The 16,596-nt window shown below is 62.9% G+C and carries 14 protein-coding genes; 13 read left to right on the plus strand and 1 reads right to left on the minus strand.

Going from position 1 to position 16,596, the window contains the following annotated elements; translation table 11 throughout:
* The first annotated feature begins 531 nt into the window (after positions 1–531).
* From MOP87_RS08975 to ureG, 13 genes are all read left to right on the plus strand, one after another.
* Complete coding sequence (locus tag MOP87_RS08975; protein WP_059184083.1) at positions 532–1,911, plus strand: hypothetical protein; 1,380 nt, start codon at positions 532–534, stop codon at positions 1,909–1,911.
* A complete protein-coding gene (locus tag MOP87_RS08980) occupies positions 1,911–3,239 on the plus strand; it encodes a GntR family transcriptional regulator (protein ID WP_242810421.1) in 1,329 nt (442 codons plus the stop codon). Before MOP87_RS08975 ends, MOP87_RS08980 begins: the two co-directional genes overlap by 1 nt.
* A 132-nt stretch (positions 3,240–3,371) precedes the next feature.
* Positions 3,372–5,021: a VRR-NUC domain-containing protein gene (locus MOP87_RS08985; protein ID WP_145281133.1), complete on the plus strand. Its 1,650-nt coding sequence runs from the start codon at positions 3,372–3,374 to the stop codon at positions 5,019–5,021.
* Complete coding sequence (locus MOP87_RS08990; protein WP_242810422.1) at positions 5,018–7,279, plus strand: ATP-dependent DNA helicase; 2,262 nt, start codon at positions 5,018–5,020, stop codon at positions 7,277–7,279. Before MOP87_RS08985 ends, MOP87_RS08990 begins: the two co-directional genes overlap by 4 nt.
* 243 nt (positions 7,280–7,522) lie before the next feature.
* Positions 7,523–8,437, plus strand: coding sequence for a tyrosine-type recombinase/integrase (locus MOP87_RS08995; protein ID WP_196110648.1), 915 nt, complete (start codon positions 7,523–7,525; stop codon positions 8,435–8,437).
* 282 nt (positions 8,438–8,719) lie between these two features.
* Positions 8,720–9,553, plus strand: coding sequence for an urease accessory protein UreD (locus tag MOP87_RS09000; protein ID WP_049696099.1), 834 nt, complete (start codon positions 8,720–8,722; stop codon positions 9,551–9,553).
* An 11-nt stretch (positions 9,554–9,564) separates the two neighbouring features.
* Positions 9,565–9,867, plus strand: a complete 303-nt coding sequence (locus tag MOP87_RS09005) for an urease subunit gamma (RefSeq protein WP_003253929.1) — start codon at positions 9,565–9,567, stop codon at positions 9,865–9,867.
* A 19-nt stretch (positions 9,868–9,886) separates the two neighbouring features.
* Positions 9,887–10,204 (plus strand): urease subunit beta, encoded by a 318-nt coding sequence (locus MOP87_RS09010; protein WP_242810538.1) that lies wholly within the window; start codon positions 9,887–9,889, stop codon positions 10,202–10,204.
* Complete coding sequence (gene ureC, locus MOP87_RS09015) at positions 10,201–11,904, plus strand: urease subunit alpha (RefSeq protein ID WP_049696098.1); 1,704 nt, start codon at positions 10,201–10,203, stop codon at positions 11,902–11,904. Before MOP87_RS09010 ends, ureC begins: the two co-directional genes overlap by 4 nt.
* 10 nt (positions 11,905–11,914) lie before the next feature.
* Positions 11,915–12,400: an urease accessory protein UreE gene (gene ureE / locus MOP87_RS09020; RefSeq protein WP_027915534.1), complete on the plus strand. Its 486-nt coding sequence runs from the start codon at positions 11,915–11,917 to the stop codon at positions 12,398–12,400.
* Between the two features lie 17 nt (positions 12,401–12,417).
* Positions 12,418–12,963 (plus strand): HupE/UreJ family protein, encoded by a 546-nt coding sequence (locus tag MOP87_RS09025; protein WP_027915535.1) that lies wholly within the window; start codon positions 12,418–12,420, stop codon positions 12,961–12,963.
* On the plus strand, positions 12,963–13,637 hold the full coding sequence (locus tag MOP87_RS09030; RefSeq protein WP_027915536.1) for an urease accessory UreF family protein: 675 nt from the start codon (positions 12,963–12,965) through the stop codon (positions 13,635–13,637). Before MOP87_RS09025 ends, MOP87_RS09030 begins: the two co-directional genes overlap by 1 nt.
* An 11-nt stretch (positions 13,638–13,648) precedes the next feature.
* A complete protein-coding gene (ureG, locus tag MOP87_RS09035; RefSeq protein WP_027915537.1) occupies positions 13,649–14,272 on the plus strand; it encodes an urease accessory protein UreG in 624 nt (207 codons plus the stop codon).
* 68 nt (positions 14,273–14,340) lie between these two features.
* On the opposite strand, the gene MOP87_RS09040 is transcribed toward ureG, so the two are convergent.
* Complete coding sequence (locus MOP87_RS09040; RefSeq protein WP_242810423.1) at positions 14,341–16,542, minus strand: LTA synthase family protein; 2,202 nt, start codon at positions 16,540–16,542, stop codon at positions 14,341–14,343.
* Between the last annotated feature and the right edge of the window lie 54 nt (positions 16,543–16,596).

Raw genomic sequence — 16,596 nt, forward strand, 5'->3', positions numbered from 1 at the left:
TCCCAACGTTCAGCTGTCGTCGGCGTCCTGGCCGGCGGCGACTGACTGTTCCTGGCCATTCACTCGGTTTGGCAAGTGGCCGGCGATCCTGTGCATGAATTTTATAAAAGGATAATTCCTACAACGCACCAAGACTGATACTACATAAAGTTTCAGTGTTATGGAGTTTGGGAAATATCTCGCCTCTTATCTTTGATTGAAGTCTTCAAGTTTCAAGGTCAAGCTGTCGTTTCAACAGCTCTGACTACTTTTTTTCCCCTGATCTGTATCTTCAATTCTTCTGTTGCATATCGATAATGGCGCAATGACAGTTTACGCAAGGAGCGTGATATGAGCAGGGCTGAGCTGGCTGGGCAATGGCGTGAAAAGCCGGTGTGCCATGGGTATGCGGTGAGGGCTTCCGGCGTGTGTCGACAGTGAAGATGAACTTCGTTGTGCGTGGACTGTAACGACCATTCGGAATATCCCGGCCAGGGTTGATGCCGAGTGCTTGTGCATCGACTGGCCGCATGAACTGGACGAGGTAATATCGTGACGGCTATTCACGATCAGGCAATGCATCATATTTATCGGCAAGTGCTGGAGCGCTTGTTGAATCATATGTCCCAATCACAACGTGCTTCCTTGCAGTTGTTGATTCAGCGATTGCTGATAGCTGCCGGAGGCGCTGAATATATCGGGACGTTTCGTGTATTGGTTCTGCATGGCAACGACCGCCGTAGTGCCAGATTGCTGGCCATGCTGCGGGCTGCGCAATTGAGCATCGCCACACGCGGGCCGGTCACCTTCCAGTTGCGTGTGTTGGTGATCAGTCAACCCGCTCCTGGTTCTCACACCCTGGTATGTCACGAGCGTGCGTTCAATGCCTTGTTCCTCCAGGATGATCCACGCGTTGAGCTGCTCATGGTCCAGGGTCGGGCGGTCAGACCCTTTTCGCGAGACTGGGTGCCCAGCAGGGACGACGTCCCTCTGGCCAGCACTGCCATGCTGCTGTTGGGGCATCTGGCAGGGACCAGGCCCGAGGGATTGTTGGGCGCTTGGCTTTATCTGGACCTGGCAAACACATTCAGCGAGGCCGTGCAGTTCCAAACACCTGTCGACGTGATGATCACGGCAATACCGGCTCAAGAGCGGCATCGTTTTCTGGCCTGGTTCCGGCGCATCTTTCATCTTGCCGGCGAAAGCGGCTTGCCCGAGGCGCAGCATTGCCTGGCTGCGTTGGCTGACGGGCTCGCTCAACTGGGCCAGCGGCTGGAGGGTGTTGGTGGACAGGAAGTCAGGCCGGCAGGCCGGCAGGAGCAGGTACGCACGCCACTGCGGGTCATGGCGATCGATGAGCTTCTGGCAGACTTGCTTGAAGGACAGAAACTTGAATCGATGCTCGGCAATCCGTGCGCAGTGCCGCAGGATGCCTATCCATTGGGGGCTTTCGTGGATCCTGAGGCGTTGGCGCAGGTGCACCAACTGCAGGCCCGCGCTCAGCAAGCCCAGGGGTGCAGGCCCGCATTGTCGCTCAAGCATCAGGTGGACAAACCGGGCCGGGGCCGCACTGGGCAGGTGGGCGGCGTGTTGGGGTTGAGCCACGATCAGCTGATGTGCTTGCTGTTCACACCCTTTGCTCGCAGGGGTAAGCATTTGGAGCGCTTCCTCAAGTGCCGGCATACCGACATGCTGGTGGCATTGCCCTACCTGCATCACGCCTTGCGCGGCGAGCCATGTCCACAAGCCGTGAAGGCTTGGCTCGTCAATGTCAGTGGCTTGCCTGTTGCACAGCTGCGGGCCCTGTATGAAACCAACTTGCCTGCCTCGGCCATGCGCGTGTTGAGGCACCTGGCCCGGCGTGACATCAACTTGCGTCTGCTGTGCCAGGCGCCCTTGCCGGCGCAAGGCTGCGACGTGGAGCGGCCGTGATGCCGCAGGCCCCGCATCGCGAGTTTGCCTATCGCAAGGTCTACCGGTACATCGAAGCACTCATTGATCAATCGCCGCCCGGGCAACGGCAGCGTTTGCCCTCGCTGCGAGGCCTTGCTTCGAGGCTACGGGTGTCGCTGGGCACTGTCCAGCATGCCTATAACCTGCTGGAGGAGGCCGGTCGTGTTGAGCGTCTGCCCAGGTCGGGCTACTTCGTGCACAGTGCATCAAGCAGCGAGGTGGCCCTCACGCCCCGGCAAGCGCCGGTATTCGAGCCATCGCTGTTCGAGCTGAACTTGCACAATCATGAACGCCGGCTGGCGCGTCAGCGGCTGCGAGCCATGGGCTGGGGTCAGGACCCGGGCAGCGTGAGATTGCGTCAGACGCTTGCCGAGCGCTACACCCATTCCAGCAGCCGCTACTGGTGCGCCAAGGATGTGCACGTGGCGCCGGACCTCACTGCGTTGCTCGATACCGTGTGGGCAGCGCTTGAGCTCAAGCATGCGGCAGTGGTGGTTCATTCACCTTGCTGCTGGCAGCTATTGCAGGCGCTCGCTCGCACCGGGGTGCCCGTGCTTGAGGTGCCAGTGGATACTCGGGGTGATCTCAATCTGTATGCGCTGACCTGTCTGTTGGAAAGCGAGCCAGTGGGGCTTGTGGTGCTGCCCTCCTGTCTGAGCACGCCACAAGGCCGGCTGGTGACCTCGGCGGGCCAGCAGCAGTTGGGCCATCTGCTCTCGCGGTATCGGGTATGGGTGCTGGAAAGCGACCTGGACAGCGAGCTCTGTCACGCAGGCCCGCCTGTCATCCGCCAGCGAGACTGGGTGGATGTCAGGCAACTGCTGGTGGTGGGTGGGTTCGAGGCAGTGCTTGGGCCCGAGGCCCCGTATGCCTACGTGTTAGGACCGACCGGTGCCCTGACCAGAGGCTTCTGCGAACGGGCTTTCCGCTTGCCACCCTTACGCATGCAAGCGTTGGCCTGCATGTTGGACAAGGGGGAGGTGGATGCACAATGGGCCCGGCTTCGCCAGGCCCTGCAACGCCGTACCCGAACATTGGCACGCGTGCTCGCGTTACGCTTTGGGCCACAGCTGCAACTGCGCTTGCCCGACGGTGGCGGCTTGCTCTGGGCAAGGTTGCGCCAGCCTGTCCATTGGGATTCCATCAGTAAGGCCCTGGCCGGTACGCCGCTGCATGCCATGCCTGGCAAGCACTTCAGCTTGCACGGCCGCTTTCAGCATCATCTGGCCTTGGGCTGGACGGGTGATGACCCGGTAGAGCTACAGATTGCCGTCGATCGACTGGCTCAGGTCGTCGGGCACCCTTGATGACCGCCCCAGGCCTGCACCGGCCATGCTGCCAGGGCGCGAAGATGCACGGCCCGACCCGCGGCACTTGTCACACGCGCTAGTCTGTATGTATAACCAGTACCCCGTAAAGCTGCCGTCCGACCGATTTCCGTGATTGCCCATTCTGTCGAAGATCCGTTGTATTACCTGCATAACTTCCGCCAGGTCCTGTGCTGGGTGGGTCAGCGCTACGCAGACCTGCTCGATCTGAGCGAGCAGGCGTTCATCGCTACGTTCGCCGAGCTCGACGCACCTGCACAGGCGATCATGGTGCGCATGGTCATGCGCAAGGGTGAGCTGTTTCGCGATGATCGCCTGCAGTATGCCGAGGTTGGTGATATCGGGCAGGCGCTGGCACCTTTGATGGGGCTTGGCTGGGTGTGCGAGCCCGAGCACTTGACCCTGGAGCAGTTGTTCACGCTCTTGCGCAAGGATGAACTGGCGCAGTGTTTCGCAACGCAGCTCAGCCGGCCGCGTGCGGCCAAGCATGAGTTGCTGGCCGAGCTGCAAGCATTGGAGCTGGCGCCCCGTTCGTTGCGCCAATGGTTCGCCCACAGCGAACTGCGTATCGTGCAGTGGTGCCGACAGCCGGTCTGTGACCGGATCCGGCTGCTGTTTTTCGGCAATCTCTATCAAGACTGGTCGGACTTCGTGCTGGCCGACCTGGGTGTATTGCGCTTCGAGCAGGTAGCGTTCAGTGCTGACTCGCGGGCCTTGCACCAGCGCTCGGAGGTTGACCTGGCGCTAGCGCTGCACCAGTGCGCCGAGCGTCTTGAGGAGGGGGCCGATACCGCTTCGGTCCTGGCGACACTGCAAGGCTTGCACAGTGGCAATGCATGGCTGGCCAGGCGCCGGGCGCGGTTACTGTTCGCGCTGGGCCAGCAGTGTGAACGCAGGGGCGAATGGGATCAGGCCATGGCAGTGTACGCCCAGTGCGCCCACCCCCAGGCGCGCATTCGTCAAGTGCGCGTACTGGAACGCACCCAGTCCTGGGAGCAGGCCCATGCCCTGGCCTTGCAACTGGCAGCAGCGCCGGCCAATGCGCTCGAGGTACAGGCGCTGGAGCGCATGTTGCCGCGCTTGGCGCGCAAGCTTGGCGGGCCACCTCAGCGTCGCCAGCGCCTCAAGCCAGTCGAGTTGATCGAGCTGGAACTGCCCAGGGCCCACGCCGAGCTTGGCGTTGAGGAAGCGGTGCGACAGCACCTGGCTGCGTCGGGTGGCGAAGTGCACTATGTGGAAAACACCTTGTTCAACAGCTTGTTCGGCCTGTTGTGCTGGGAGGCTGTGTTCGCCCCGGTTCCAGGGGCCTTCTTCAACCCGTTCCAGTCGGCGCCCCAAGACCTGCACGACAGCGACTTCCAGCATCGGCGCAGCGACGTGTTCGAGCGTTGCCTGAGCCGGCTGGACGACGGTACGCATCGGCAAATCATTCGGGACTGCTATGCCACCAAGCGCGGTCTGCAATCGCCGTTCGTGTTCTGGGGCATGCTTAGTGAAACCCTGCTGGACCAAGCCTTGGGCTGTTTGCCGGGCGCTCATTTGAAACAATGCTTTTTGAGGCTGCTGCAGGACATCCGCAATAACCGCACCGGCATGCCGGACTTGATTCAGTTCTGGCCGGAGCAGGGCAGCTACCGCATGGTGGAGGTCAAGGGGCCGGGTGATCGCCTGCAGGATAACCAGCTGCGTTGGCTGGAATTCTGCCGCCTGCACGGCCTGCCGGTTGCGGTGTGCCATGTGCGCTGGAGCGAGGCGGCGTGAGCTACAGTGTGGCCGTACGGGCGTTGTGTGAGTTCAGCGCCAAGGTGGGTGACCTGGACCTGCGCTTCACGCCGTCGCCCACAGCCCAGGAAGGCATCGAAGGCCATCGGCGCGTGGTCGCACGGCGGGGCGCGGGCTATGAATCGGAAATCCCCTTGGAAGGTCAGTTCGAAACCTTGCGCGTGCGCGGACGCGCCGACGGCTATGACCCGGCCTGCAACCGCCTCGAAGAAATCAAGACCCACCGTGGTGACCTGGCTCGTCAGCCTGACAATCATCGCCAATTGCATTGGGCTCAAGCCAAGGTCTATGGCTGGTTGCTGTGCCAGGCGCGTGGCCTGGCAGCCCTTGATGTCGCCCTTGTATACCTGGACGTCGACAGTGATCGGCAGACGCTGATCACCCAGCACTGCACAGCGACGGATCTGCAGGCCTTCTTCGACGACCAGTGCCAGCGGTTTCTGGCCTGGGCTCACGGTCAGCAACGGCGCCTTGCGCAGCGCGACCAAGGGCTACTGGCGCTGCGTTTTCCCTATCCGCAGTTTCGTCAAGGGCAGCGACAGCTGTCTGAGACCCTGTACAAGGCCGTGAGCACTGGCCGCTGCCTCATGGCCCAGGCCAGCACTGGCATCGGCAAGACCCTGGGGACGCTGTTTCCCCTGCTCAAGGCCATGGTGCCGCAGCAACTGGACAAGCTGTTCTTTCTGACAGCCAAGACACCGGGACGCGCGCTGGCCCTTGATGCACTTCGTCAACTGACCGACACCCAGGCCCAGCCCGGCCTGCGCACGCTGGAGTTGATCGCCCGCGACAAGGCCTGCGAACACCCGGACAAAGCCTGCCATGGGGAGTCATGCCCGTTGGCGGCGGGCTTCTACGACAGGCTCCCCGCTGCACGCGAAGCCGCCGCTGCCCAGCCCTTGCTCGACCGCAGCAGCCTGCGCGCAGTGGCATTGGCCCACCAGGTATGCCCGTATTACCTGGGGCAGGAAATGGCGCGCTGGGTCGATGTGCTCATTGCCGACTACAACTACTATTTCGATGCCCACGCCTTGCTCTTCGGCCTGGCCCAGGCCAACCAGTGGCGTACCGCCGTATTGGTGGACGAGGCTCATAACCTGGTCGATCGAGGCCGCAGCATGTACAGCGCCAGCCTCGATCAGGGCCAGCTGCAGGCTTTACGCCAGCGCAAGCCGGCCGGGCTGACCACGGCGCTGGACCGTTTGAACCGGCAGTGGAATGCGCTGCACAAAGAGCAGCGCGCACCGTACCAGGCCAGTGACGTGTTGCCCCAAGCGCTGCTGCGCGCACTCCAGCAATGCATAAGCCTGATTCAGGAGCAGATGAATCAGTCCCCGGCGCACACCGATCCGCAACTGCTGCAGTTTTTCTTCAGTACGTTGCAGTTCAACCGGGTGGCTGAACTGTTCGACGAGCATTTCATGTTCGACATCAGTGTGCGCAACGGCCCACGCAACAAGCGCTATTCCACACTGTGCCTGCGTAACGTCAACCCGGCGCGGCTGCTCTCGCCCCGCATGCAGGCGGCCCGCAGCGTGACCCTGTTTTCAGCCACCCTGAGCCCCCGACGCTTCTACCACGACCTGCTGGGCATGCCGGCGGACACCGCCTGGCTCGAGGTGGCCGCACCGTTTCGCGCCGAGCAGCTGCAAGTGCGCATCGCAAGCCAGGTTTCCACGCGTTATCAGCAGCGCAGCGCCTCGTTAGCGCCGATCGTCGAGCTGATTGCGCAGCAGTACCAGCGCCTTCCAGGGAACTACCTTGCCTTCTTCAGCAGCTTCGAATACCTGCAGCAGGTGGCCGAGCTGCTGGCGCGCCAGCACGGGCAGATCCCCCTGTGGTCGCAAGCGCCAGGCATGGACGAGGGTGAGCGTCAGGCGTTCCTGGACCGGTTCGTCGAAGGCGGCCGCGGCATAGGGTTTGCGGTGTTGGGCGGGGCATTCGGTGAAGGTGTCGATCTGCCGGGAACGCGCTTGATCGGCGCATTCGTGGCCACCTTGGGCCTGCCCCAGGTCAACCCGATCAACGAGCAATTCAAGCAGCGACTTGGGCGCCAGTTCGGCGCCGGGTTTGACTATGCCTACCTGTATCCAGGTGTGCGCAAGGTCATCCAGGCCGCAGGCAGGGTCATCCGGGGCGACCAGGACCGCGGAGTGCTGGTGCTCATCGACGAGCGCTTTGCCGAACCCCGCGTCCAGCAGATGTTCCCAGGCTGGTGGCCGCCAGCGATTGCCTGACCCTACTGCTTGGGCCCGATTCCTCAACTGATGAAAAGGCGGCTTTGAGGCCCTGCGTTCGTTCTGGTCGAGCCTTTGCGGTAAGATCAGCGACCACACCGATCCGCAATCCGTTGTATTGGAGGGCGGTTGAGCGTGTCAGGTTCGCAGTGGCCTGGCCCGTGCGCTGTCTCAAAAGCCTGAGAATGGGTAGCCTGCACTCATCGCCCGCCTGCGCTGCAACACTGCTACAGGATTTATGTTTTGTCCGAACTTCCGAAAAACCCGCTCTCGCAGTACATGGACCGGCTGGCGCCCTCCAGTCAGCAGACCATGCGCTATATCCTCCAGGACGCTGCCGACCGGCTAGGGTTCGTGGACTGCAACCTGGTCGATGTGCCGTGGCACCAGCTTGAGCCTGGCCATGTGATAGGCCTGGTCGCCGCGCTGCGCAGTGATGGTTTTGCGCCCAACAGCTCGTCACTGTATGTCAATGCCATTCGCGGCGTCATGAACGAGGCCTGGCGACAGGGCCTGATCGACCACGAGCACCTGCTGCGCATGCGCGAAGTCAAACCTGCCACTGGCTCGCGACTACCGCCTGGTCGCAACCTGCGGCGCAGCCTGATTCGTGAACTGATGGATGTGTGCGCCGCTGACCCGCGCCCGCAGGGGGTTCGTGACGCCGCCATCATTGCCTTGTTGTACGGCACTGGCATGCGCAAGTCGGAATCGGTGGACATCGATCTGAACCAGGTGGATTTCGAGGCCCGCAGTTTGCAGGTGGTGGGCAAGGGCAATCACCAGCTGATCAAGTACGCCCCACCCTGGGCCTTCGAGAAACTGCAGGCCTGGCTTGACCTGCGGCGCGCTGACTTGCCTGCCGGCGCCGAGGACGATCCGTTTCTGTTCAACCGTATCCGGCGGGGCAACCACATCACCCGGGCCCGGATCACCAAGCATGCGATCTACTACATTGCCCGCCAACGCGGCACGCAGGTAGGCGTGAAGATCATGCCGCACGATTTTCGTCGGGCCTTCATCACGCGGGTCATCGAAGAGCACGACCTGTCCATCGCTCAGAAGCTGGCGCACCACGCCAACATCCAGACCACTGCCATCTATGACCGGCGCGATGACAATGAACGTCGGCGTGCTGTGGACCGCTTCGACTACTGAACACGCCCATCCTTTGTCCTGAGGATGGAAGACCCTACGCCCATGGCCACGAGCACCTCAATAGCGCTCGTGGTTGCCCCTGCCTAGTGCACGCGACATCAAGCTGCCCGATGCGGGCGCAGCTGTCTGATATCAGCGTCTGTGACTGATCCACTGAATTGGCCCATTCCCTGCTAAGTCCACTTCGAGAATTTTGATCGAGTGGTCAGGCAGGGGCGGGCAGCCGTTCCCGCCCAATGCCCTCCCAACGGCTACCAGGCCACGCATTACAAGGGCTGCAGGATGATGCTCGCAGAGCCGCTGAATACATTGGATGACCCGAGCGGGTGGAGCGCTCATCTGCAATTGCGTTTCGTCCTACGTGAGGGTGTGACCCGCCTTGGTGCGCGCCGGCATTTCGGACCTCTTTTGGTGCAACGGCCATTCTATCCAGAAGGTGCGCCATGCCATGTCTATGTCCTGCATCCGCCAGGCGGCATCGTTGCCGGTGACCGGTTGGAGTTGGACATCAGCCTGGAACCCGGTAGCCATGCACTGCTCACCATGCCGGGGGCGAGCAAGTTCTACCGCAGCGTGGGGCCGACGGCGCGCCTGACCCAGCGCTTTCGCCTGGCAGCGGACAGCACACTGGAGTGGCTGCCGCAGGACAGCATTTTTTTCAATGGTGCCAAGGCAACGCTCGAGAGCCGCTTCACCCTCGAAGCAGGTGCTCGACTGCTGGCCTGGGAAACCCTGTGCCTGGGCAGGCCGGTCATGCAGGAGCGCTTCGAGCAAGGCGCGCTCGACAGCCTGCTGAGCATTGAGCAGGCAGACGAAATCGGCTTGCACGAACGCTTGCGGGTGCGCGGTGGACGCCTGGAGAAGCTTGGCGGTCATCCGTTGCTGGCAACCTTCTGCGCTGCGCCCGCCAATCAAGACACCCTCGACGCCGTACGCCCGCATCTGGATGGGCTAGGTATCCCGGCAGGCGCGACGTTGCTCGGCTCGCTGCTGGTGATTCGCCTGCTCGATCACGATAACCAACGCCTGCAACACACCCTGCAACGCCTGTGGCAAGTGCTGCGTCCGGCCGTCCTGGGGCTGTCCGCCTGCCCGCCACGCATCTGGGCCACCTGAAGAGAGTACCGATGGAGCTGACCCCTAGAGAGAAAGACAAACTGCTGCTGTTCACCGCCGCATTGCTGGCCGAACGGCGCCTGGCCCGTGGCCTTAAGCTCAATTACCCGGAGGCGGTGGCGCTGATCAGCGCGGCGGTGCTCGAAGGGGCACGCGACGGGCGAACGGTCGCCGAGCTGATGAGCCTCGGCCGTGAGGTGCTGACCCGCGAGCAGGTCATGCCCGGCATCGCCGAGATGCTGCACGACGTGCAGGTAGAAGCAACGTTTCCCGATGGCACCAAGCTTGTGACGGTGCATGACCCCATTGTCTGAAACCCCACCGGAGCCCCTGATGATTCCAGGTGAAATCCAGGTCGCCCTCGGCGACATCGAGCTCAACAGCGGCCGTGCCACCGTCAGCGTTAGCGTTGCCAACCACGGCGACCGCCCCGTGCAGGTCGGGTCGCATTACCATTTCTACGAGGTCAACGCGGCCCTGGTTTTCGAGCGTGGCCCTACCCGCGGGTTTCGCTTGGACATTCCGGCAGGTACCGCCGTGCGTTTCGAACCCGGCCAGGCTCGTACCGTGCAATTGGTCGCCTACGCCGGCAAGCGTGAGGTGTACGGGTTCCAGGGCAAGGTCATGGGGCCTCTGGAGCGTGAAACATGAGCCGACTGTCTCGCCAGGCTTATGCCGACATGTTCGGGCCCACGGTGGGGGACCGGGTACGCCTGGCTGACACCGAGCTGTGGGTGGCCGTCGAAAAGGATTACACCCTGTACGGTGAAGAAGTGAAGTTCGGCGGCGGCAAGGTCATCCGCGACGGCATGGGCCAAGGGCAGATGCTCGCCGCCGAGGCCATGGATCTGGTCCTTACCAATGCGCTGATCATCGACCACTGGGGCATCGTCAAAGCTGACATTGGCATCAAGCAGGGCCGCATTGCAGGCATTGGCAAGGCCGGCAACCCTGACGTGCAGCCAGGCGTCACCTTGCCAATCGGTCCCGGCACCGAGGTGATTGCGGCCGAAGGCAAGATCGTCACCGCCGGCGGCATCGATTCGCACATCCATTTCATCTGCCCACAGCAGGTGGATGAAGCCCTGAACAGCGGCGTCACGACCTTCATTGGCGGCGGTACCGGACCTGCCACCGGCACCAATGCCACCACCTGCACACCAGGCCCCTGGTACCTGGCGCGTATGCTCCAGGCAGCTGACAGCCTGCCCATCAACATCGGGTTGCTGGGCAAAGGCAATGCTTCGCGGCCAGAGGCGCTGCGCGAGCAGATCGCCGCCGGGGCTGTGGGGCTCAAGCTGCACGAGGATTGGGGGTCGACCCCCGCGGCCATCGACTGTTGCCTGGGGGTGGCCGAGGAGATGGACATCCAGGTGGCTATCCATACCGACACCCTCAACGAGTCCGGCTGCATCGAAGACACCCTGGCCGCCATTGGCGAGCGCACCATCCACACCTTTCATACCGAAGGGGCTGGCGGGGGGCATGCGCCCGACATCATCCGGGCAGCGGGGCAGCCCAATGTACTGCCGTCCTCGACCAACCCGACCTTGCCCTACACGGTCAATACCGTGGATGAGCACCTGGACATGCTGATGGTCTGCCACCACTTGGACCCGAGCATTGCCGAAGACGTCGCCTTCGCCGAGTCGCGTATCCGGCGCGAGACCATTGCGGCCGAGGATATCCTGCATGACATGGGCGCCTTCGCCATGACGTCTTCCGATTCCCAGGCCATGGGCCGGGTCGGGGAAGTCGTGCTACGCACCTGGCAGGTGGCACACCAGATGAAAAAGCGTCGCGGACCCCTGGCGCCCGATACGGCCTACAGCGATAACTTCCGGGTCAAGCGCTATATCGCCAAGTACACCATCAACCCTGCAGTCACCCACGGAATCGCCCATGAGGTCGGCTCGGTCGAGGCGGGCAAACTGGCAGACCTGGTGTTGTGGTCACCGGCGTTTTTCGCGGTCAAGCCCGCGTTGGTGATCAAGGGCGGCATGATCGTCACTGCGCCCATGGGCGACGTCAACGGCTCGATTCCAACGCCGCAACCGGTGCACTACCGGCCGATGTTCGGCGCCCTGGGCGCGGCCCGCCATGCCACACGCATGACCTTCCTGCCACAAGCCGCAATGGACGACGGCCTGCACCAGGCATTGAACCTGCGCAGCCTGATCGGGGTGGCCCACGGCTGCCGACGGGTGCGCAAGGCCGACATGATCCACAACACCCTGCAACCGGTGATCGAAGTCGACGCCCAGACCTATCAGGTCAGGGCCGACGGTGAACTGCTGGTATGCGAACCGGCCACCGAGCTGCCGCTGGCGCAGCGCTATTTCCTGTTCTGAAGGAGTTCCCATGCTAGTCCTTACCCGTCGTATCACCGACCCCGGTACTCATGCCCAAACCGGCACTGTCACCCTGGATGTGGACAGCCGCATCAAAAGCCGTTTGCGGGTAACCCTGGACGATGGCCGCGAAGCGGGCTTGATGCTGGAACGGGGTCACCTGCTGCGCGGCGGAGAACTGCTGGCAGATGCCACCGGTAGCCAGTTGATCCGAGTACAAGCCGCGCCCGAAGCAGTCTCGACCGTGCGCTGTGCGGACCCGCACCTGCTTGCACGCGCCGCCTATCACCTGGGGAATCGACACGTACCCTTGCAAATCGAGCCTGGCCTGCTGCGCTTTCAGCATGACCATGTGCTCGATGACATGCTGCGTGGCCTGGGCCTGACAGTGGAGGCCGAACAGGCGCCTTTCGAACCGGAGGCCGGCGCCTACCAGAGTGCGCCACATGCCCATGGCCATGGGCATCCCTTCGTGCGCCTGCCTGCTCATTCCTGACCCTGTTGGAGCTACCTATGAAAAAGATGTTCGCGTTGTTGCTGCTGATGCTGGCATTGCCGGCTTTCGCCCACCCGGGTCACGATACCCACCCGCTACAGGACGGGCTGTTGCACCCACTGACCGGGCTGGATCACCTGTTGATGCTGCTGGGTACAGGCGTGTTAGCGGCGCTCACCGGCCGCACGTTGCTGCTCCCCCTGGCCACATTGGCGGCGATGTTCGCCGGTGCTGTAGGAGGGCACGTGTTCGGCAATGTGCTGGGCATGGAAACCCTGATTGCTGGCTCGCTGGTGGTGGCTGGTGCAGCAATGCTGCTGCCAGCAAGGCAACTGCTGCTGGCCCTGGCCATGCCGGTGTTCGCGCTGTTCCATGGCTGGGCACATGGGGTGGAGGCGACGCCTAGCGCGTTCTGGCAGTTCAGCGCAGGTTTCGTTGCAGTGAGCGGCCTGTTACTGGCCTGTGGCTACGCCGCAGGCCTGCTGCTGCGTCGTCATGCGCGGCTGCAGAAAGCGTTCGGCGGTGGGCTGTTGGCCGGTGCAGCCCTGGTGCTGGCCGGTTGATGAGCACCGATCTGGCGTTGCTGCGATTGTTGCAGCTGGCAAGCCCCGGCTTGCCAGTCGGGGGCTTCACTTACTCGCAAGGCCTGGAATGGGCAGTTGAAGCAGGGTGGGTCAAGGACACGGCTGGCTTTGCAGCCTGGCAACGCGAACAGGTCCAGGACACCCTCGCGTGCCTGGACTGGCCCGTGCTTGTCCGCCTATACGACGCCTGCCTGGCCAGCGATGCCCAGGCTTACGCCCGCTGGTGCCGGTTCTTGCTGGCCAATCGCGAAACCGCAGAGCTGCGCCTGGAAGAGGGACAGCGCGGGGCCGCGCTGGCGCGCCTGCTCGACGGTTGGCAACTGGCACAAGTCCCGGCCTGGCGTGACAGCCTAGGGCTCACCCAGCTCGGTGCCATGGCCTGGCTGGCTGTCCATTGGGCGATTCCCTTGCGCCAACTGGCCATGGGCTACGGCTTCGCCTGGCTCGAAGGGGCGGTGATGGCCGGCGTCAAGCTGGTGCCGTTCGGCCAACAGGCTGCCCAGACCCTGCTGCATGCGCTCAGCAACGACCTGCCCGACGCATTCGATCATGCACTGACCCTTGGCGACGACCAGCTTGGCGGCGGCTTGCCGCTGCTGGCCATCGCATCGTCGCGTCACGAAACCCAATACACCCGTTTGTTCCGCTCTTGAGGACTGCCTGAATGCAAAGCTATCAACAACCCCTGCGTGTCGGTGTGGGTGGCCCTGTGGGCTCCGGCAAGACCGCATTGCTCGAGGCGCTGTGCAAGGCCATGCGCGATCATTACCAGATCGCGGTGGTGACCAACGACATCTATACCAAGGAAGACCAGCGTATTCTGACCGAAGCCGGCGCACTTGAGCCTGAGCGCATCGTGGGCGTGGAAACCGGCGGCTGCCCGCACACGGCCATTCGTGAAGATGCGTCGATGAACCTCGCAGCCGTCGAGGAGCTGGCGCGCAAGTTTGGCAACCTTGAAGTCATCTTTGTCGAAAGTGGCGGCGATAACCTGAGCGCCACGTTCAGCCCCGAGCTCGCGGACCTGACCATCTACGTGATCGACGTCGCCGAAGGGGAGAAGATTCCGCGCAAGGGCGGACCCGGCATCACCAAGTCGGACTTCCTGGTCATCAACAAGACCGACCTGGCACCGTACGTTGGGGCTTCACTCGAAGTAATGGAGCGTGACACCCAACGGATGCGGCCCGAGCGGCCCTGGACGTTCAGCAACCTGAAAAAAGGGGAGGGGTTGCAGGCGGTGATCGACTTCATCATCGAGCGAGGCATGCTGGGCGTGCGGACCTGACTCCGCTTGATGTGCAACCCCCAGCCTGGGCCGTACGCCAGGCTGGGTAGACAAGACCAGGCAGCGCATCAGCCTGAGTGCGCAACGTGCTCCGGCGTCAGTTCATCCTGAAAATCCGCCTCGCCAGGCAATGCAGTGATGACGCTGAAGTCACTCACCTCGACCTGCCCACCCCCATAACCCAGAAGGTGGAACGAGAAGGCCTTGCGTTCCACTGGGTTGTCGAACCCGAACTCTATCTCCAACGGTTCGTCGGCGGTGACCCTGACTTCCTCCGGCAAGCCTAGCGGCACATCCTGCTCCAGTTGCTTGGCCTTGAGCTGGATGTAAGCGGCGTGCCGGGCGTCCAGCGCACGCACCTTGACCCTGACACGCGTGCGCGAGCCTTCGGGCATCTCCAGGTACTGCGCGCCGATCAGGTTATCGGCCCAGTCGTCATGGATGCGCTTGCTGAGCTGGATGGGTGAGGGCCCGCCAAATTGATAGCGCAGATTGAGGGGGCTTTGCATCAGCGATTGGTCCAGTACGCCGGCCAATGCACCTAATTGCTGCCCCAGCGCATTGTCGCCTTGGTCCAGGTAGCGGGCCCGATCGGCAATGAACCCTTCACTGGCGTAACGGCGACAGCGCTGCTGGAAATCGCACTCGGTAAACACGCCCTTGCCGTCGTGGTAGCGGAGCATGCCATTGGTGAACGAGATCATTTCGCGGCCGGTGTCGTAGTCTCGATACATCGACCGCCCGCCAAGGGCCAGCGGGATGGGCAGCGCGAAATAGTCGAGCAGCGAAGTGGCCAGGTCGACGTGCCCGTAGGTACCGCCCTTGAGGTGAGGCAACTGGGCCTGATCGGGTGCGAGGGTCAGGTTGAAGCCCCAGGAAGAAGCCAAGCGCACCCCATCGATGCCGTGGGATTCATCCGAGGTGACCACCACCAAGGTATCCTTGAGCACGCCCTGGCGCTCCAGGTTGTCCAAGAAAGCGCCCAAGGCGTCGTCCAGATAGGCCACGGCGGCCTGCTTGGGGGTGTCGAAGCGCGCCAGGTAATCGGCAGGGGCGGAGTAGGGCTGATGGGTGCCGACGGTGAGCAGGGTGAGCATCCACGGTTGGTCTTGCTTGCGCAATTGCCCGACGTAATCCAGCGCGCCTTCGAAAAAGGCTCGGTCATCCTTGCCCCATGGGAAGTCCAGGTAATTGCGGTTGCCGAACCACTCCACGCCATGTACCGAATCAAAACCTACGTGGGGCATGATGCGGTCCTTGGCCATGAAACGCAGTCCAGCGCCTTGCAGGTAATGGGTGGTAAAACCAGCTTGGCGCAACTGCGCCGGCAGGCAGGCCTGGTTGCGCTCGGCCTGGGTCAACAACTCCACGCCTTTGGGCGTGCCGTTGGCCAGTTTGTCGTAGTCGCCGCAGAGCATTGCATACAGCCCGCGTATGGTCTGGTGGCTGTGTAGGACATAGTCCGGGGTATTCATGCCCCGCGTAGCCCACTGGCTCAAGCGCGGCATCAAGTCTTCGTCGAAGCGGCTGTGCAGCGCCTCGCGATTGGGGCGCAGGTAGGCACCGGGGATGCCCTCGACCGTGATGACCAGCAGGTTGCGCGCACTGCCTGGGCCATCGAGCAAGCGTTGGCCGTTGAGGTCTGATTGGGTAAGGCCGGCGCTGGGCAGGGGGGTGAACGGCGTCACCTGGCCGCTCCAGCGTTGCACTTGGCGCTGCACATCGCCCACCGCCGCAGAGGCGAGCTGATGGCCCAGGTTGTATTGGCGCCATTGCTCGGCATCGGAGGGTGCCAGGTGTTGACTGGCCCAATGCACGCCGAACAAGGCCAGTACCGCTACCCACGCCTTGCGTGGTAACGGCCGGCCAGGCTGGCGACGGGTCTTCCATGCCCAGGCCAACCAGGCCAGCAGCCCGGCACCCATGGACCAAGCCAGCCAGGCGTGGGCCAGGCCGCCCCCGGTGGAGTTTTCCATGAACTGCGGGTCGACCAGGTAGGCGAGGTCTGCGCTGGTGGGCAACCGTCCCACCGCGCTCACCAGTTCGGCCGAGGCGACCCAAAGCAGGGCCCACGCCAGCAGCACCGGCAGCGCCAGCCACCAGGGCCGACGATGCAAAAGCAGCAACAGCGCGCCGCCCAGGGCCAGGTCGGAGAGATAGCCAAGCGGGTTGGACCAGCCCAACGCGGCACGTGCGCCCAAGGGTAGCACCAGCACCAACACGGCCAAGGCGGCGAGCCGCTTGTGTGAGGGGTCTGAGAGGCTTTTCACAAAAACGTTCCTTTGCCATTAAATCGTCATCAATCTGTGGCTGATGATAACAGG

The sequence above is a fragment of the Pseudomonas sp. I3-I5 genome, from assembly GCF_022699445.1.
Taxonomy (GTDB): domain Bacteria; phylum Pseudomonadota; class Gammaproteobacteria; order Pseudomonadales; family Pseudomonadaceae; genus Aquipseudomonas; species Aquipseudomonas fulva.

Excerpts from the sequence above, each read along its gene's own strand:
- MOP87_RS08980 (WP_242810421.1), top strand. The coding sequence starts at position 1,911 with ATGCCGCAGGCCCCGCATCGCGAGTTTGCCTATCGCAAGGTCTACCGG.
- MOP87_RS09000 (WP_049696099.1), top strand. The coding sequence starts at position 8,720 with ATGATGCTCGCAGAGCCGCTGAATACATTGGATGACCCGAGCGGGTGG.
- MOP87_RS09005 (WP_003253929.1), top strand. The coding sequence starts at position 9,565 with ATGGAGCTGACCCCTAGAGAGAAAGACAAACTGCTGCTGTTCACCGCC.
- MOP87_RS09010 (WP_242810538.1), top strand. The coding sequence starts at position 9,887 with ATGATTCCAGGTGAAATCCAGGTCGCCCTCGGCGACATCGAGCTCAAC.
- ureC (WP_049696098.1), top strand. The coding sequence starts at position 10,201 with ATGAGCCGACTGTCTCGCCAGGCTTATGCCGACATGTTCGGGCCCACG.
- ureE (WP_027915534.1), top strand. The coding sequence starts at position 11,915 with ATGCTAGTCCTTACCCGTCGTATCACCGACCCCGGTACTCATGCCCAA.
- MOP87_RS09025 (WP_027915535.1), top strand. The coding sequence starts at position 12,418 with ATGAAAAAGATGTTCGCGTTGTTGCTGCTGATGCTGGCATTGCCGGCT.
- MOP87_RS09030 (WP_027915536.1), top strand. The coding sequence starts at position 12,963 with ATGAGCACCGATCTGGCGTTGCTGCGATTGTTGCAGCTGGCAAGCCCC.
- ureG (WP_027915537.1), top strand. The coding sequence starts at position 13,649 with ATGCAAAGCTATCAACAACCCCTGCGTGTCGGTGTGGGTGGCCCTGTG.